Below are 16,192 nucleotides of genomic sequence, written 5' to 3'. Positions count from 1 at the left end.
CTTCAGGAGCCGAACACCTGCGCCAGCTTGCGCGCGATGTCGTTGTAGAACGCCAGGCCCATCAGGCTCGCCAGCAGGGCGAGGCCGACATACTGGCCGGCGATCAGTGTACGTTCGCTGACCGGACGTCCCTTGATCCATTCCGCCAGCGTGAACACGATGTGGCCGCCGTCGAGGATCGGGATCGGCAGCAGGTTGAGAATGCCCAGGCTCAGGCTGATCACGGCGAGGAATGAAAGGAACCAGGCCAACCCCTCGTTGGCCGAGGCATTGGCGACCTCGGCGATCGAGATGACGCTGGAGAGGTTCTTCACCGAGGCCTCGCCGACGATCATGCTCTTGATCATGCCGAGCATCGATGCAGTCTGCTTCCAGGTCTCTTCGAACGCGGCCGGCACCGCGGCGAGGGGACCGAAGCGTTCGAGCGCGTCGCGCGCGCGTTCCTGCCAGGCGATGCCGAGCATCCAGCGCGTCTGTCCGTCGCGCGTGAGCCGTTCCGCGGCGATCGCGACCGGAATCTGCCTGCCGTCGCGTTCCACGAGCAGCGACACCTGCGGATTCTTCGCCGCCTCCTCGCCGAGCAGGCGCGACACCTGCGACGAATCGGCGATGGCATGGCCGTTCAGGCCGAGAATGCGGTCGCCGACCTTGAGGCCGCCCTTCGCCGCCGGCGTGTCCGCATCGACCAGGCCGATCACGGCGGGCAGCGGCGCGGCGTTGATGCCGATCTTCTCGTAGACGGCGGCGTTGTCCGGCGCGCCCGGCGGCAGCTTGCTCAGCGCCAGGGTGGCGGCACGGATTTGGCCGTTCGCGCCGGCGACCTCGACCGACGTATCGCGGTGCCGCGCCGCGGCCTGGGTCACCGCAAGCATGGCCGCGCTCATCGAATCGACTTTTTCGCCGCCGACCGAAACGATGCGGTCGCCCGCAACGAGGCCGGCTTCGGCGGCCAGGCCCTTCGGCGCGCCGATGACCGGTTGATAGTCCGGCCGGCCGATCACGAACATCGCCCAGAACGCGGCGATCGCGAACACGATGTTGAACACGGGGCCCGCCGCGGCGATCGCGATGCGCTGCCACGGCGGCTTCGAATAGAACTCGCCGGGTTGTCCGGCGACGGCGCGCGGATCGTCGGCCTCGCGCTGGTCGAGAAACTTGACGTAGCCGCCCAGCGGAATCGCGCCGATCGCCCACTGAGTACCGTCGCGCTGGAACGAGGCGATCGGCTTGCCGAAGCCGATCGAAAATCGCAGCACGCGCACGCCGCAGCGCCGCGCCACCCAGTAGTGGCCGAATTCGTGGAAAGTCACCAGCACGCCAAGGGTGACGGCCAGCCAGAAGACGGAACCGAGAAATTCGCTCATGAGAAATCGGAATTGGGAATGGGAGAGCGCCTGTTTCCTTCTCCCGCCGGGAGAAGGGAAGCGAAGCATCAACAAAAGCCTTGTCGCATCTTACGTTGCGCCATTCGGCGCGCCGTTAAATCGACGTGAATCAGATGCTCGATGCCGCCGACCGGTTCAGCGGATATTGCGTCGAGCGTGGCCTCGATCAACTCCGCAATGGCCAGAAACGGCAGGCTGCCCTTGAGGAACGCGGCCACGGCCACCTCGTTCGCGGCGTTGAGCACGGTCGGCGCCGTCCCGCCCGCGGCGAGCGCGCGGTAGGCAAGATCGAGGCAACGGAACGTGTCGCGATCGGGCGCCTCGAATTGCAGCGCGCCGGATTGCACGAGATCGAGCGCGGCCACGCCGGCCTCGATGCGCCGCGGCCACGCGAGCGCGTGCGCGAGCGCGGTGCGCATGTCGGGATTGCCGAGCTGGGCGAGCACCGAGCCGTCGGCGTATTCGACCAGCGAATGCACGAGGCTCTGCGGATGCACCACGACTTCGATCTGCGCGGGCGTCGCGCCGAACAGCCAGTGCGCCTCGATCACTTCGAGGCCCTTGTTCATCAGCGTCGCCGAATCGACCGAGATTTTGCGGCCCATGTTCCATTTCGGATGCGCGCAGGCCTGCGCGGGCGTGACCGCGGCGAGGTCGGCGCGTCCTTGTCCGCGGAACGGGCCGCCCGAGGCGGTCAGCAGGATGCGACGCACGCCCGCCTCGACGAGATCGGGCCGGCCGCCGGGCAGACGTTCGACATCCACCGCCCTCGGCGGATGGGGCAGACACTGGAAGATCGCATTGTGTTCGGAATCGACCGGGATCAGCTCGCCGCCGCCTGCGCGCACCGCGTCGAGCAGCAGCGCGCCGGCCATGACGACCGATTCCTTGTTTGCGAGCAGCAGGCGCTTGCCCGCGCGCGCCGCGGCAAGCGTGGATTCGAGGCCCGCGGCGCCGACGATGGCGCCGACCACCGTGTCGCACAACTCGCCGGAAGCGGCCTGGTTCAGCGCCTGCATGCCGGCGGCGGCGCGGGTCGGCAGTCCGGCCGCGGCGAGCTGGTCGCGCAGCGCGGTTTCGAGCGCTGCGTCGGCGATCACGGCGAGATCGGGCCTGAAGCGCGCGCACAGCGCGACGAGTTCGTCGACCTTGCGGTGCGCGGCGAGCACGCTTGCGCGAAACCGGTCCGGATGGCGTGCGATCACGGCCAGCGCGCTCGCACCGATCGAGCCGGTGGCGCCGAGTACCGCGATCTTCTTCATAACCCCAGCAACGCCTTGCCGAGCGCAAAGAACGGCAGCGCGGCGAACACGCCGTCGAGGCGATCGCAGACGCCGCCGTGGCCGGGGAACAGATTGCCCGAATCCTTCACGCCGGCATGGCGCTTGATCAGGCTCTCGAACAGGTCGCCGACGACCGAAAAGGCAACGCTGACCAGCGCGACGAGTACGAGCAGTGCCAGCGTCGCGCCGCGCACGCCGAGCAGCCAGCCGCCGATCGCGGCGACGACGCCGGAACCGGCGAGCGCGCCGTACAATCCGGCCCAGGTCTTGCCCGGGCTGATCTGCGGCGCGAGCTTGGTCTTGCCCCAGCGGCTGCCGGCGAGATAGGCGAAGGTGTCCGCGATCCAGACGAGCGACATCGCGTAGAGCGCCCAGGTATGGGGGAGCGCTTGCGTTTGGTGGATGCGCATGAGGCCCGCGAACGCGGGCAGAATGGCGAGTGTGCCGGCGACGAGCTTCAGGGCCGTGTGATCGGGCGTCGTCGAGGCGGCGAACGAGAAGTGGCGCAGCCAGAAAACCGCGCCGATCCAGGCCAGGCACCCGAGGATGATGAAGACCCACCACAAGGTGATGTTCGAAGTGAAATACAGGGCGAGCATCGCCGCTACTCCGGCCGCTACCGCGATCGTGCGCCACGGCCGCGAGCGCATGCCCGACAGGCGCGTCCATTCCCACATGGCGATGCCGCAGAACGCGCCGATCACCGTGACGAAGGCCGGCGTCGGCACGAACAGCATCAGCGCGATCGCGAATGGCGTGACAAGCAGCGCAGTAATGATCCGTTGTTTCAAGCGGCCCCCGGGTTCCCGCCGGATATCTGGTCGCCCGTTTTACCATATCGGCGCTCACGCCCGGCGAAGTCGGCGATCGCGGCGTCGAGGCGAGCGGCGTCGAAGTCGGGCCAGAGCACGTCGGAGAAAAGCAGTTCGGCGTAGGCTATCTGCCAGAGCAGGAAATTGCTCACGCGCTTCTCGCCGCCGGTGCGGATGAACAGGTCCAGCGGCGGCAGGTCGGCGAGCGCGAAGTATCCGGCGAGCCGCGTCTGATCGATCCGCGCCGGGTCGATTTCCCCGCGCGCGACGGCTTCGGCCGCACGGCGCGCGGCCTGCGCGATGTCCCAGCGACCGCCGTAGTTGACCGCGATGTTGAGTGCCAGCTTGCCGTTGGCCGCCGTCTTGTCCATCGCCGCCTGCATGCGCTCGCGCAAGGCGGGCGCGAACGCGGCTAGGTCGCCGATGAAGCCGATGCGTACGCCGTAGCCGTGCAGTTCGTCGACTTCGCGATCGAGCGCCTTGAGGAACAGTTCCATCAGCGCGCCGACTTCGTCCTTGGGGCGCTGCCAGTTTTCCGACGAGAACGCGAACAGGGTCAGCGCCTCGATGCCGCGGCGCAGGCAGGCTTCGATGACCGCGCGCACCGCCTTCTGTCCGGCGCGGTGGCCGAACGTGCGTGGGCGGTGCCGTTGTTTCGCCCAGCGGCCGTTGCCGTCCATGACGATGGCGATATGGCGGGGGAGTTTATTTGTGGAGTTTTCCACTTTTTGCTTTTGCTCGTCATTCCCGCATTCTTCTGGCGGGAATCCAGTGACTTTGTTTGCGCTCGTCATTCCAGCGGCTCTTAACAACCGAAGGGCTGGTCAAGCTGGAATCCAACTCTGGCTTTTGGTTCTGTTCGACCGCGTCCGTTCGGTATTCCGCGCGCGTCCGGCGCGCGGGCCACTTTTCTTTGCTTGCCCAAAGAAAAGTAACCAAAAGAAATGCCCCCCGGATGCCGCGCCGCCTTCGGCGGTTCGCGAGGTCATGCCGGGGTTCGTTGAACGCACGTCCGGGTGCGTGCAACGAACTCGCGCGCATCGTGCGCGCGATCCTTACGGACATTTCCGTCCTGCCCTCGCCGCGGCAAACGGGGACCCGAAGATCAAGAGCAAAAGAAAAAATCAAAAGCCTGCGGCTTTACGCTTATCACGAATCACGAATCACGAATCACGAATCACGAATCACGAATCACGAATCACGAATCACGAATCACGAATCACGAATCACGAATCACGAATCACGAATCACGAATCACGAATCACGAATCACGAATCACGAATCACGAATCACGAATCACGGCCCTCACATCGCCATCAACTCATCTTCCTTGGCCTTGACCACGCCGTCGACGTCCTTGACGAACTTGTCGGTGAGCTTCTGCATGTCCTCTTCGGCCTTGCGTTCCTCGTCCTCGGTGATCTTCTTGTCCTTGAGCAGTTCCTTGATCTGGTGCAGTGCATCGCGGCGCACGTTGCGGACCGCGATCTTCGCGTTCTCGCCCTCGTGCGAGACGTGCTTGGACAGTTCCTTGCGGCGCTCTTGCGTGAGCGGCGGGATGTTGATGCGGATCACCGTACCCGCCGTGGTCGGCGTGAAGCCGAGATTGGCGGCGATGATCGCCTTCTCGACCGCGGGCACCATGGGTTTTTCCCACGGCGTGATCGTCAGCGCGCGCGCGTCGGCCACGGCAATGTTCGCAACCTGGCTGATCGGCACGTCGGAACCGTAGTAGTTGACCTTCAGGTGCTCGACGAGCGCCGTGCTCGCGCGGCCCGTGCGCAGGCGCGTCAGCTCGTGCTTGAGCGCGTCCACGCTCTTGGCCATGCGCGTCTGTGCGTCGGTTTTGATGTCGTTGAGCATGACGGGCTCCGCTGGTCTTCAGAAAGGCCGCAGAGTATATCAGCGTCGGCGCGCCGCCCGCCGCCGACAGGCTATTTGCCGGTGTCGACCAGCGTACCGACCGCCTCGCCGCGCACGATGCGCATGAGATCGCCGTCGCGACCCATGTCGTAGATGCGCAGCGGCAGCTTGTTGTCGCGGCACAGGGCGATGGCGGCGGTATCCATCACCGCGAGCTTGCGCTCGATCACCTGATCGTAGGTCAGGCGCTCGTAGCGCGTCGCGCTGGCATCCTTCTTCGGGTCGGCGGTATAGACGCCGTCGACCTTGGTCGCCTTGAGCACGAGGTCGGCGCCGATCTCGATCGCGCGCAGCGCGGCGGCCGAGTCGGTGGTGAAGAACGGGTTGCCGGTGCCGGCGGCGAAGATCGCGATGCGACCCTTTTCGAGATGACGAATGGCACGGCGGCGGATGAAGTCTTCGCAGACTTCGTTGATCTTGATCGCGCTCATCACGCGCGCTTCGGCGCCGACCTTTTCGAGCGCGTCCTGCATCGCGAGCGCATTGATGACGGTGGCCAGCATGCCCATGTGATCGCCGGTGACGCGGTCCATGCCGGCCGCGGCCAGACCCTCGCCGCGGAAAATGTTGCCGCCGCCGATGACCATGCCCACCTGCACGCCCGTGCGCTGCACCTCGTGCGCTTCGCGCGCCAGTCGGTAGATGACCTTCGGGTCGATGCCGTAGTCGGCTTCGCCCATCAATGCCTCGCCGGAGAGTTTCAGAAGGATGCGTTTGTATTTCGTCTCGGCGGGCATGGACTGTCTCGGTGAATTCGGGATGCCGGTATTGTAGCCGAGCGTTGTCGGCTTCCGCTGTTTGCGCTCATGCGCGCAGCGTAGCCGCGCGCGGGTCCGTCAGATCACGCGCGCCATTGACGGAATGCGACGCAGCGCTGCGGCGATCGCCCAACTCGCGGCAAGCGCGCCGGCGAAAACGGCGGAACCCTTGGCGATGCCCGGCCAGTCCGAGCCGAGCAGCGCGTATTGCAGCCAGCTTACGCAGGCGTAGTGGATGAGATAGATGCCGTAGGCGTTGCGCGCAAGGCTGTCGAGCACGTCGCAGCGCGTCTGGCCGAAGCGCAGGAACAGCGCGAGAAACGCGGTCGACGACGTTGCGCAGGAAAGCGCGAATGCCGCGAGCGTGGCGGTTTCGAGCCCGGCGATCGGCGCGCCTTTCGCATTCGTCGCCAGCAAGGCGATGAACAACGCGACGAGAACGAAGTAGGCGGCCGGCGCAAGGTTCGACCACGGCAGCCAGCGCCGCGCGAGGCCGCCGTCGGCCGCGAGCACGCCGCGGGCGATGCCGAACGCGCCGAGCGCGACGCCGACGGCGAAGAAGCTCGCGTAGAGCAGGGTGCGCGCGGTCTGCACGAAGAACGGCCCGAAGCTGGCCCATTTCGACGGATCGACGAGGGATGCCAGCGGTACGAACGCGAGGATCGCGATGGCGGCGAGCCAACCGAAAAATGCGGCGGGGGAACGCGAGGCGACTTTTCTTCCGGTCGCTTCCGCCCAATCCGGCGCGATGCGAAAAGCGACGGCCACGAGTGCATCGAACGCGAGCAATACCCACAAGAACCACGCCGGCCCCGCCGGCCACACGCCGAGCGCGAGCCACGCCTGTGCGAATCCGGCGATGCCGCCCGCGCCGCCGCGTTGCAGCCATGCGGGGTAGTAGGCCAGGGGAGCAAGAATCGCGGCCGAGACGAGAAACGGAATGCCCAGGCGCACGAGCCGATCGCCGAGGAAGCCGCCGGCCCCCTTGCGTCGGAGGGCAGGCCAGACGAACAGCCCGGACAGCAGGAACATCAACGACATGAAAAACGCATCGTTGAAGCCGACGAACAGGTCGATGCCGGCGGCGTGGTGCGTGTCGACGATCGGAAACGCGGCCCACGCCATGTCGCCCGCATCGAAACCGCCGGGCGGCGGCGCATACGGGTGATAGGCGAGCACGGCATGGTGCGCGACGACGAGTACCGTGATGAACGCACGTAGATAGTCGAGTGCCGTGTTGCGCATGGTCGAACTCTTCGATGGACAAGGGGAGGGATGCGGAAAGGCAGACCAAGCGTTGCGCGAAGAATCAGACTGGCGGCCGTCGCTTGCGCAATGCGCGCGCGTAGAGAATCCCGGGCAGGCTGACCAGCAGCGCGATCGTGGCGAGTGCAGCGTCGAAGAACGCATCGAAGCGATGGTCGCGGAAGAAGTCCCGCGCAACGGGATCGTTCGCATGCTCGGCGATCGCGAATCCGCCGCCGGCGACGTCGTGCGCGACCGCCACGCCGCCGGCTGCGGCGTGCCAGGCCGCGGCGAAACCGCCGACCGCATCGTCGCCGATCGCGATGCCGCCGAACGCGAGCCAGCCGAAGGCGACGGTTGCGAGCGAAACGAGGCCGACGCCGACCGAACCGACCGTCACGATGCCGAGCGAAAGCGCGCCGACGCTGACGGCGCCGCAACTGGTCGCGCCCATCGCGAACAGGATGCCGCTGGCATGCGCGGGGCCGACGGCGATCCAGCCGCGCGCGTGGCCGGCGTCCCGTGGCGGCAAGCCGAATTGAACATGCAGCAACGGCAGGCCGAACAGCGAGGCGCGGCTGCGGTACTCGCTGAAATCGCGGCCGGCCGTGCAGTCACCGCCGGAAAACCATTCGGGATGGGCGATGCGTTCTTCTTCGCGCAGCGCGGCCGTGGCGCGCATGGAGGCGAGAATCGTCCACACGATCCATGTCGCGAACGCCAGCGGCAGCGCGATCGCCGCCGCGAAGAAAAGCCGCGGATGCTCGGCCCAGAACGGTCCGGAATACGTGAACGCGAACAGGATCGGCAGAAAGAACGCGAGGCCGAAAACGATGCCGCGCATCTGCCGGTGCAGCAGCGCGCGTTCGCGCGGCGTGCGTGTGGTTTCGCGGCCGATGCGATAGCCGAGATAACTGCCGGCGAAGCCGAGCCCGAGGCCGATCGATGCGTTGAACAGCGCGGCGACTCCGGCCCATTTCGCGAGCGCGCTGCCTTTCGCCGCGCTCGCGCCGATCACGGCGGCCGTCGCCGAGGCGGTCGTGGCCGGCAACGCGGCGACGACCGCGAGCGTGAACGCCGCGCCCGGCGCGCTGCGCGCCAGCGCGCCTTCGACGAAGTCCGCGATCCGTTCCTGCAACAGCTTGCGTCCGCGCGACAGGCGCTGCCTGACCGCGTCCTCGCTCAAGCCGAGCGCCGCGGCGACCGCTTCGATCGACTGCTGCTCGCGATAGAACAGCACGAGCGGTTCGCGGTATGCCGTTGGAATATGCGCGATCGAGCGCCACAGGATCGCCTGTTCCTCGTCGCTGATCGCCCGTTCGTGCGGCAGCGGTTCGGCTGCCGGCGCATCGAATGCGGCGTCGATCGTTTCGGCGGCGTGCGCGGGTTCGCGTCCGTCGCGGCGCAGCGCGTTGTTGGCGAGGTTGCGCGCGATGCCGCACAGCCACGCACGCAGGCTGGATGGATCACGCAGATCGCGCAGTTGTTTCCATGCGCTCAGAAAGGTTTCCTGCGCGAGGTCCTCGCTGCGGCTCAGGCTTCCCGTCGCGCTGTAGCCGATCGAACAGACCAGCGACTGGTAGCGCGCGACGATGCGCGCGAACGCATCGCGGCTGCCGGTGAGGCTTTGCGCGACGAGGGCGGCATCGTCGCTGGCCGAATCGAAAAGATGTGCGGTCGTGTTCATGGTGACGCACATGTGGCGCGGTCGGGGAAAAAGGTGACAGAAACGCGCGCAACAAAAAAGCCCGCGGACATCCGCGGGCTTTTCCTGAGAAATGTGGCCACGGATGGCCGCTTTGTGATCCCTGCGGTCGCTAGATCGCAGAAATGACGTCAGACCTTCATCGCCTTCGCCACTTCGGCGGCGTAGTCCTCGACCACCTTTTCGATGCCCTCGCCGACGGCGAGGCGTTGGAAGCCGATCACGTCCGCACCGGCGGCCTTGGCCGCGGCTTCGACGGTCTTGTCGGTGTCGAGCACGTAGGGCTGGCCGTACAGCGTGTTCTCGTTGACGATCTTGGCGATCTTGCCGCCGATGATCTTCTCGAGGATTTCGGCCGGCTTGGCGCGATCCTTGTCGGTCATCTTGGCCAGTTCGATTTCCTTTTCCTTGGCGACGAACTCGGCCGGCACGTCGGCGGCCTTGTTGTACGGCGGATTCATCGCGGCGACGTGCATCGCCACACCTCGCGCGAAATCCGCATCGCCACCCTTTACTTCAGCCAAAACGCCGATGCGGCCGCCGTGCAGGTAGGCGCCGACGTGGTCGGCGCTGTCGATGCGTACGAGACGGCGCACCTGCACGTTCTCGCCGACTTTGGCGATCAGCGCGGCGCGGCCTTCCTCGACCGTCTCGCCCGAGGCGAGCTTGACGCTCTTGAGCGCTTCGACGTCGGCGACGCCCGAGGCGAGCGCGGCCCGTGCGACGGCGTCGGTATAGGCGACGAAGTTCGCGTCCTTGGCGACGAAGTCGGTCTCCGAGTTGATCTCGACGAGCAAGGCCTTCCCATCGTCCTGTGCCATCGCGATGCGGCCCTCGGCGGCGACGCGGCTGGCCTTCTTGTCGGCCTTGGCGAGGCCCTGCTTGCGCAGCCATTCGGCGGCCGCGTCGATGTTGCCCTGGTTTTCGGTGAGCGCCTTCTTGCACTCCATCATGCCGGCGCCGGTGCGCTCGCGCAGTTCCTTGACCAGGCTTGCGGTGATTTCCATGGGGTACCTCTTTGCTTTGAATGTGGGGTGCGATCTTGAAGATCGCGCGTTACGCGGATTTGAATGCTTCACCTCTCCCGCCGGGAGAGGTCGGCGCGCGCAGCGCGACGGGTGAGGGAAAAGCGCATCGTTCTACGACGCACTTTCGGCCGCTGCGAGGCACTTCCCTCATCCGGTGCTGCCGCGTCACCTTCTCCCGCCGGGAGAAGGGGAGCGGATGCACGCTTAGACCGCCGCGTCCTTGTCGGTCGCTTCGTTCTCGGCGACTTCGGCTTCGGCGCGGGCGGGGCCGGCGGCATCGCCGCTGTCCTTCGCGGCCGCCTTCGGCGCCGGACCGCGGCGCTGGCCGGCCGGGGCCTTCTTCGGCGCCGGCTTGCGCGGGCCCGGCTTGCGGCGGTCGTCGCGTTCGCGCGCATCGGCCTTCTTGGTCACCGGATTGCCGTCGGCATCGAGTTCGACGAACTCGTCCTTGGCGGCGGCCACGTAGGCCGGCGCTGCGGCCTTGCCTTCGAGCACCGCATCGGCGGCGGCGCGCGCGTAGAGCTGCACGGCGCGGATCGCGTCGTCGTTGCCCGGAATCGCGTAGTCGACCAGCGACGGGTCGTAGTTGGTATCGACCACGGCCACGACCGGGATGCCGAGCTTCTTCGCTTCCTTGACCGCGATGTCCTCGTGGCCGATGTCGATCACGAATAGCGCGTCGGGCAGGGCGTTCATGTTCTTGATGCCGCCGAGCGACTTCTCGAGTTTATCCTTCTCGCGCACGAGGCCGAGCACTTCGTGCTTGACCAGCTTCTCGAAACGGCCGTCGGTGGCCATCGCCTCGATTTCCTTCAGGCGCGAGACCGAACCCTTCACGGTGCGGAAGTTGGTCAGCATGCCGCCGAGCCAGCGCTGGCTGATGTAGGGCATGCCGCAGCGCACGGCTTCTTCCTTGATCGTGTCGCGCGCCGAGCGCTTAGTGCCGACGAACAGCACGGTGCCGCGCTTCTGCGCGATCGCCGAGAGGAAGTTCATCGCGTCGGTGAACAGCGGCAGGGTCTTTTCGAGGTTGACGATGTGGATCTTGCCGCGCGCGCCGAAGATGTACGGCGCCATGCGGGGATTCCAGTAGCGGGTCTGGTGACCGAAATGCACGCCGGCTTCGAGCATCTGGCGCATGGTGACTTGAGGCATTGTATACTCTCGCTTGCAATGGACATCGCCGCGCGTTGTCGTTTGGCGCGATGAGTCCGGGGTTGAACCTCCACGCATCCAGCGTTGGCGACCTCGTATCCCGAAGGGATCGAAGCACCCCGACAACGGTATCGATGCGTGTGCGGATTTGGGCGGAATGCCCGGGCGGTTTGGGAATTCTATCCCTCGTCCGCATTTCGTGACAGGCGCCGTTGTTACGGCGGCTGTATGAAACCTCGGAAGTATAGCTGCATCGGCGCTTGGCAACAAGCGCCAAAGTTTTTTGCTCGTCATTCCGGCGAAAGCCGGAATCCAGTGCCTTTCGCTTCTGCATGGGTGAGTGCGAGCAAAGTCGCTGGATTCCGGCTTTCGCCGGAATGACGGCGGTGTAAGCTGTTCCCGATTCCCGATTCCCGATTCCCGATTCCCGATTCCCGATTCCCGATTCCCGATTCCCGATTCCCGATTCCCGATTCCCGATTCCCGATTCCCGATTCCCGATTCCCGATTCCCGATTCCCGATTCCCGATTCCCGATTCCCGATTCCCGATTCCCGATTCCCGATTCCCGATTCCCCATGCCCGTCACCATCAAAACCCCCGAGCAGATCGAGAAGATGCGCATCGCCGGCCGGCTCGCCGCCGAAGTGCTCGAGATGATCGCGCCGCACGTCAAGCCGGGCGTCACCACCGAGGAACTCGACCGCCTTTGCCACGACCATATCGTCGGCGTGCAGAAGGCGATCCCCGCCAACGTCGGCTACAAGGGTTTTCCGAAAACGGTCTGCACTTCGGTCAACCACGTGATCTGCCATGGCATTCCGAGTCCGGGCAAGGTTCTGAAGGACGGCGACATCGTCAATATCGACGTCACCGTGATCAAGGACGGCTGGCACGGCGACACCAGCCGCATGTACTACGTCGGCAAGCCCGACGTACGCGCTCAGCGCCTGTGCACGGTCAGCTACGAAGCGATGATGCTCGGCATCGAACAAGTCCGACCCGGCGCCACGCTCGGCGACATCGGCCATGCGATCCAGAAGCACGTCGAGGCGGCCGGCTTCTCGGTCGTGCGCGAATACTGCGGCCACGGCATCGGCCAGATCTACCACGAGGATCCGCAGGTGCTGCACTACGGCCATCGCGGCCAGGGTTTGCGCCTGGAGAAGGGCATGACCTTCACGGTCGAGCCGATGGTCAACGCCGGCCGGCCGCAGACGCGGCTGCTGCCCGACGGCTGGACTGTGGTCACGCGCGACCACTCGCTGTCCGCGCAGTGGGAACATACCATCACCGTCACCGACGACGGTTTCGAGATCCTGACGCCGTGGCCGAAGGCCGCGTAAGGCCACGACATGACCCGTGCGGCCGCGAGCGACGACCTGCACCCGAGCTTGCCGCACCTGCCCAAAAGCGTGCCGCGCGCTGGCGTGTCGGAGCAGGCGCGGCTCGCGCTGCGCCAGTTGCTCGGCGACACCGACCGGCGCTTCGCGGAGGCGTTCGCGGCGATCGATCGTGAGCGCTTCGATCAGGCGACGGCCGATTCTGATCCGCGCTCGCTCGCGTGCGGTCGAGCGCATCGTCGCGCACGTGTGGATCGCCTGCGTCGGCGAAAGCGAATCGCTGGCGCTGTTCGCCGCCGGCGGATTCGGGCGCGAGGAGATGTTCCCGTATTCGGACGTCGACCTGCTCGTGCTGACCGTGCCGCAACCGGAGGCCGCGGCGCTGCGCGCGGTCGAATCGTTCTTCGCCTGTCTGTGGGACATCGGCCTGAAACCCGGCCACGCCGTGCGCACGCTGGCCGAATGCCGCGAACTCGCCGCCGCCGACGCGGTGATCTACACCAGCCTGCTCGACGCGCGCCGGCTGCTCGGTTCGGAGAAACTCGCCGCGGGATTCACGCGCCTGATGGACGATCCCGCGATCTGGCCCCCCGCGCAGTATTTCGCCGCCAAGCGCAGCGAGGAGGAGCAGCGCCGCGCGCGCTTCAACGACACCGCCTACAACCTCGAGCCGAATCTCAAGGACGGCCCGGGCGGCCTGCGCGCACTGCAATTGATCCTCTGGCTCGGCAAGCGCCTGTTCGGCGCGCCGACGTTCGCGGCACTGGTCGAACGCGGCATGCTTTCGGCGGACGAGGCCGCCGCGGCCGAAGCCGCACGCGCACGCCTGCAGCACATCCGCTATGCGCTGCACCTCGCCGCGGGGCGGCCCGAGGAACGCCTGCTGTTCGACTACCAGCGCTCGTTGGCCGAGCGTCTGGGCTATACCGACGAGCACGCGCGCAACCTCGGCGTCGAGCAGTTCATGCAGAGTTTCTTCCGCGCCGCGATCGTCGTCGCGCGGCTCAACGAGCAGTTCGTGCAGCGCTGCGAGGAAGCGCTCGACGCCGATTCCGCCGCGGCCGTCCCGCAACGGCTCAGCATCGATTTCGTCAGCCTCGGCGGCCGCCTCGATTGCGATCCGCCCGACCTGTTCCTGCGTCGTCCGGCGGCGCTGATCGACCTGTTCCGCGTCTGGATCGAGCATCCGGAAGTGAAGGGCCTGCGCGCCGACCTGGTCAGCCGCATCAACGAGGCGTTGGCGAAGATCGGCCGCGACCTCGCCTTCGACGATGACGTCAACACGGCGTTCGCGCGCCTCTTGCGCCGCGGCGCGCTCGCGGTCGATGCGCTCGTACGCATGAACCGCTACGGCGTGCTCGCGCAATACCTGCCCGCGTTCGGCCGCGTCGTCGGACGCATGCAGTACGACCTGTTCCACGTCTACACGGTCGACGAACACACGATGCGCGTGCTGCGCAATGTGGCGAAGTTCGCCGACGCCGATGCGAGCCGCGAATTCGCGCTCGCGCACGAACTGTTCGGACGGCTGGCCAAGCCCGAACTGCTGATCCTCGCCGCACTGTTCCACGACATCGCCAAGGGCCGCGGCGGCGACCATTCCGAACTCGGCGAGAAGGACGCGCGCGAGTTCTGCGCGAACCTGGGCCTGTCCGCCGCCGACATCGACCTCGTCGCCTGGCTGGTGCGCTGGCATCTGCACATGAGCGTCACCGCGCAGCGCCAGGACATCAACGATCCCGACGTCGTGCATCGCTTCGCCGCCACGGTCGAGGATTCCGAGCGGCTCGATTATCTCTATCTGCTCACCTGCGCCGACATCGCCGGCACCAGCGCGAAGCTGTGGAACTCGTGGAAGGACAAACTGCTCGCCGACCTCTACACGAGCACGCGCTACGTGCTGCGCAGTGGGCTGGAACGTCCGCCGCACGTGCCCGAACGCGTGCGCGAGGCGCAGACGCAGGCGTACGAACTGCTGGCCGAGCTTGGCCTGTCGGCCCAGTCCGTCGGGCGCATCTGGTCCGATTTTCCCGAGGAGACGTTCCTGCGCTTCAAGCCGGGCCTGATCGCGTGGCAGACCGCCGGCATCGCCAACGCGGCCGACGCCAAGGCGCCGCTCGTGCTGGTCGATCCGCAGGGACCGCGCGGCGGCAGCGAAGTGTTCGTCCACGCGCCGGACGGCGACGGCCTGTTCGCCGCGGTCACCGCGGTGTTCGAGCGCCTGCGCCTGACGGTGCTCGACGCGCGCATCGTCACCGCGAAGAGCGGCATGGGCATGGACAACTTCCTCGTGCTCGACGCGAATTCGCACGTGCTCGATCCGAACACCGTCCAGCGCCTGCGCGGCGCGCTCGAGGAGACGCTCGCGCAGAACCCGTACCCCGTGTCGGTCGGCACGCTGCGCCCCGCGAGCCGGCTCAGGCACTTTCCGATTCCGACGCGCATCGAATTCCGCGACGACGCCCAGCTTGCGCGCACGCAACTCGCCCTGGTCTGCTCGGACCGGCCCGGCCTGCTCGCCGCGGTGGCGCAGGTGTTCCGTGCGCGCAAGCTGCGCGTGCACGACGCGCGCATCGCCACGTTCGGCGAGCGCGTCGAGGATTTCTTCCAGCTCACCGACGAATACAATCGCATGCTCAGTCCACCCGAGTGCGAGTCGCTGCGCGAGGCGTTGATGGAACGCTTCTCCGCGCAAGCCACGCCGGCCAACAACACCGTGGAGACCTATGTTATCTCTTGAAGACACCATCGATTCGGCCTGGGAACGTCGCGCCGACCTGCAGCCCGCGGAAATCGATTCCGCGCTCAAGCCCGCGATCAAGCGTTCGCTCGACCTGCTGGAAACCGGCGAGCTGCGCGTCGCCGAGCCGGACGGCCAGGGCGGCTGGAAGGTCAACCAGTGGCTGAAGAAGGCCGTATTGCTGTCGTTCCGTATCCACGGCAACAAGGTGATGAACGCCGAGCCCACGCCGTACTACGACAAGGTACCGTTGCGCTTCGAGGGCTACGACGAGGAGAAATTTCGCGCGCTCGGCGCGCGCGCCGTGCCGGGCAGCGTCGTGCGCCGCGGCGCGCACATCGGCCGCGACGTCGTGCTGATGCCGAGCTTCGTCAACATCGGCGCCTACGTCGGCGCGGGCACGATGGTCGACACCTGGGCCACGGTCGGCTCGTGCGCGCAGATCGGCAAGAACGTGCATTTGTCCGGCGGCGTCGGCATCGGCGGCGTGCTCGAACCGTTGCAGGCCGCGCCGACGATCATCGAGGACGACTGCTTCATCGGCGCACGCTCGGAAGTCGTCGAGGGTTGCGTAATCGAGCGCGGCTCGGTGATCGGCATGGGGGTCTTCATCGGCCAGTCCACGCGCATCTACAACCGCGCGACCGGCGAAATCTCTTACGGCCGCGTGCCCGCCGGCAGCGTCGTCGTCGCAGGTTCCTTGCCGGCGAAGGACGGCAGCCACAGCCTCTATGCCGCGGTCATCGTCAAGCAGGTGGACGAGAAGACGCGCGGCAAGACTTCGATCAACGAACTGTTGCGCAGCGGCGAGTAGCG

Annotated in this window: 13 protein-coding genes; 3 read left to right on the top strand and 10 right to left on the bottom strand. The window is 66.5% G+C overall.

Annotated elements, in window-relative coordinates:
• Positions 1 to 2: 2 nt before the first annotated feature.
• From rseP to rpsB, 10 genes are all read right to left on the bottom strand, one after another.
• Positions 3 to 1,364: an RIP metalloprotease RseP gene (gene rseP, locus QM741_RS03185; RefSeq protein ID WP_415206289.1), complete on the bottom strand. Its 1,362-nt coding sequence runs from the start codon at positions 1,362 to 1,364 to the stop codon at positions 3 to 5.
• A gap of 68 nt (positions 1,365 to 1,432) precedes the next feature.
• Complete coding sequence (locus tag QM741_RS03180) at positions 1,433 to 2,647, bottom strand: 1-deoxy-D-xylulose-5-phosphate reductoisomerase (protein ID WP_415206288.1); 1,215 nt, start codon at positions 2,645 to 2,647, stop codon at positions 1,433 to 1,435.
• Positions 2,644 to 3,459 carry a phosphatidate cytidylyltransferase gene (locus QM741_RS03175; RefSeq protein ID WP_415206287.1) on the bottom strand — a complete coding sequence of 272 codons (816 nt, stop codon included), beginning with the start codon at positions 3,457 to 3,459 and terminating at the stop codon, positions 2,644 to 2,646. The genes QM741_RS03180 and QM741_RS03175 overlap by 4 nt, the downstream gene beginning before the upstream one ends.
• On the bottom strand, positions 3,456 to 4,205 hold the full coding sequence (gene uppS / locus QM741_RS03170; RefSeq protein ID WP_415206286.1) for a polyprenyl diphosphate synthase: 750 nt from the start codon (positions 4,203 to 4,205) through the stop codon (positions 3,456 to 3,458). The genes QM741_RS03175 and uppS overlap by 4 nt, the downstream gene beginning before the upstream one ends.
• A gap of 580 nt (positions 4,206 to 4,785) precedes the next feature.
• Positions 4,786 to 5,343, bottom strand: a complete 558-nt coding sequence (gene frr, locus QM741_RS03165; protein ID WP_415206285.1) for a ribosome recycling factor — start codon at positions 5,341 to 5,343, stop codon at positions 4,786 to 4,788.
• Between the two features lie 71 nt (positions 5,344 to 5,414).
• Positions 5,415 to 6,140, bottom strand: a complete 726-nt coding sequence (gene pyrH, locus QM741_RS03160) for a UMP kinase (protein ID WP_415206284.1) — start codon at positions 6,138 to 6,140, stop codon at positions 5,415 to 5,417.
• A gap of 99 nt (positions 6,141 to 6,239) precedes the next feature.
• Positions 6,240 to 7,406, bottom strand: coding sequence for an acyltransferase family protein (locus tag QM741_RS03155; RefSeq protein WP_415206283.1), 1,167 nt, complete (start codon positions 7,404 to 7,406; stop codon positions 6,240 to 6,242).
• Positions 7,407 to 7,470: 64 nt separating this feature from the next.
• Positions 7,471 to 9,093 (bottom strand): RNA polymerase sigma factor, encoded by a 1,623-nt coding sequence (locus tag QM741_RS03150; protein ID WP_415206282.1) that lies wholly within the window; start codon positions 9,091 to 9,093, stop codon positions 7,471 to 7,473.
• Positions 9,094 to 9,242: 149 nt separating this feature from the next.
• Complete coding sequence (gene tsf / locus QM741_RS03145; protein WP_415206281.1) at positions 9,243 to 10,118, bottom strand: translation elongation factor Ts; 876 nt, start codon at positions 10,116 to 10,118, stop codon at positions 9,243 to 9,245.
• Between the two features lie 225 nt (positions 10,119 to 10,343).
• Positions 10,344 to 11,294, bottom strand: coding sequence for a 30S ribosomal protein S2 (gene rpsB / locus QM741_RS03140; protein ID WP_415206280.1), 951 nt, complete (start codon positions 11,292 to 11,294; stop codon positions 10,344 to 10,346).
• A gap of 577 nt (positions 11,295 to 11,871) precedes the next feature.
• Here rpsB and map point away from each other — a divergent pair.
• From map to dapD, 3 genes are all read left to right on the top strand, one after another.
• On the top strand, positions 11,872 to 12,639 hold the full coding sequence (map, locus tag QM741_RS03135) for a type I methionyl aminopeptidase (RefSeq protein ID WP_415206279.1): 768 nt from the start codon (positions 11,872 to 11,874) through the stop codon (positions 12,637 to 12,639).
• Between the two features lie 169 nt (positions 12,640 to 12,808).
• A complete protein-coding gene (gene glnD / locus QM741_RS03130; protein WP_415206278.1) occupies positions 12,809 to 15,376 on the top strand; it encodes a [protein-PII] uridylyltransferase in 2,568 nt (855 codons plus the stop codon).
• A complete protein-coding gene (gene dapD / locus QM741_RS03125) occupies positions 15,363 to 16,190 on the top strand; it encodes a 2,3,4,5-tetrahydropyridine-2,6-dicarboxylate N-succinyltransferase (protein ID WP_415206277.1) in 828 nt (275 codons plus the stop codon). The genes glnD and dapD overlap by 14 nt, the downstream gene beginning before the upstream one ends.
• Positions 16,191 to 16,192 lie beyond the last annotated feature (2 nt).

Origin of the sequence: Rudaea sp., from assembly GCF_047601565.1 — a bacterium.
Classification (GTDB): Bacteria; Pseudomonadota; Gammaproteobacteria; order Xanthomonadales; family Rhodanobacteraceae; genus Rudaea.
This window is presented reverse-complemented; position numbering and strand designations above follow the sequence as displayed.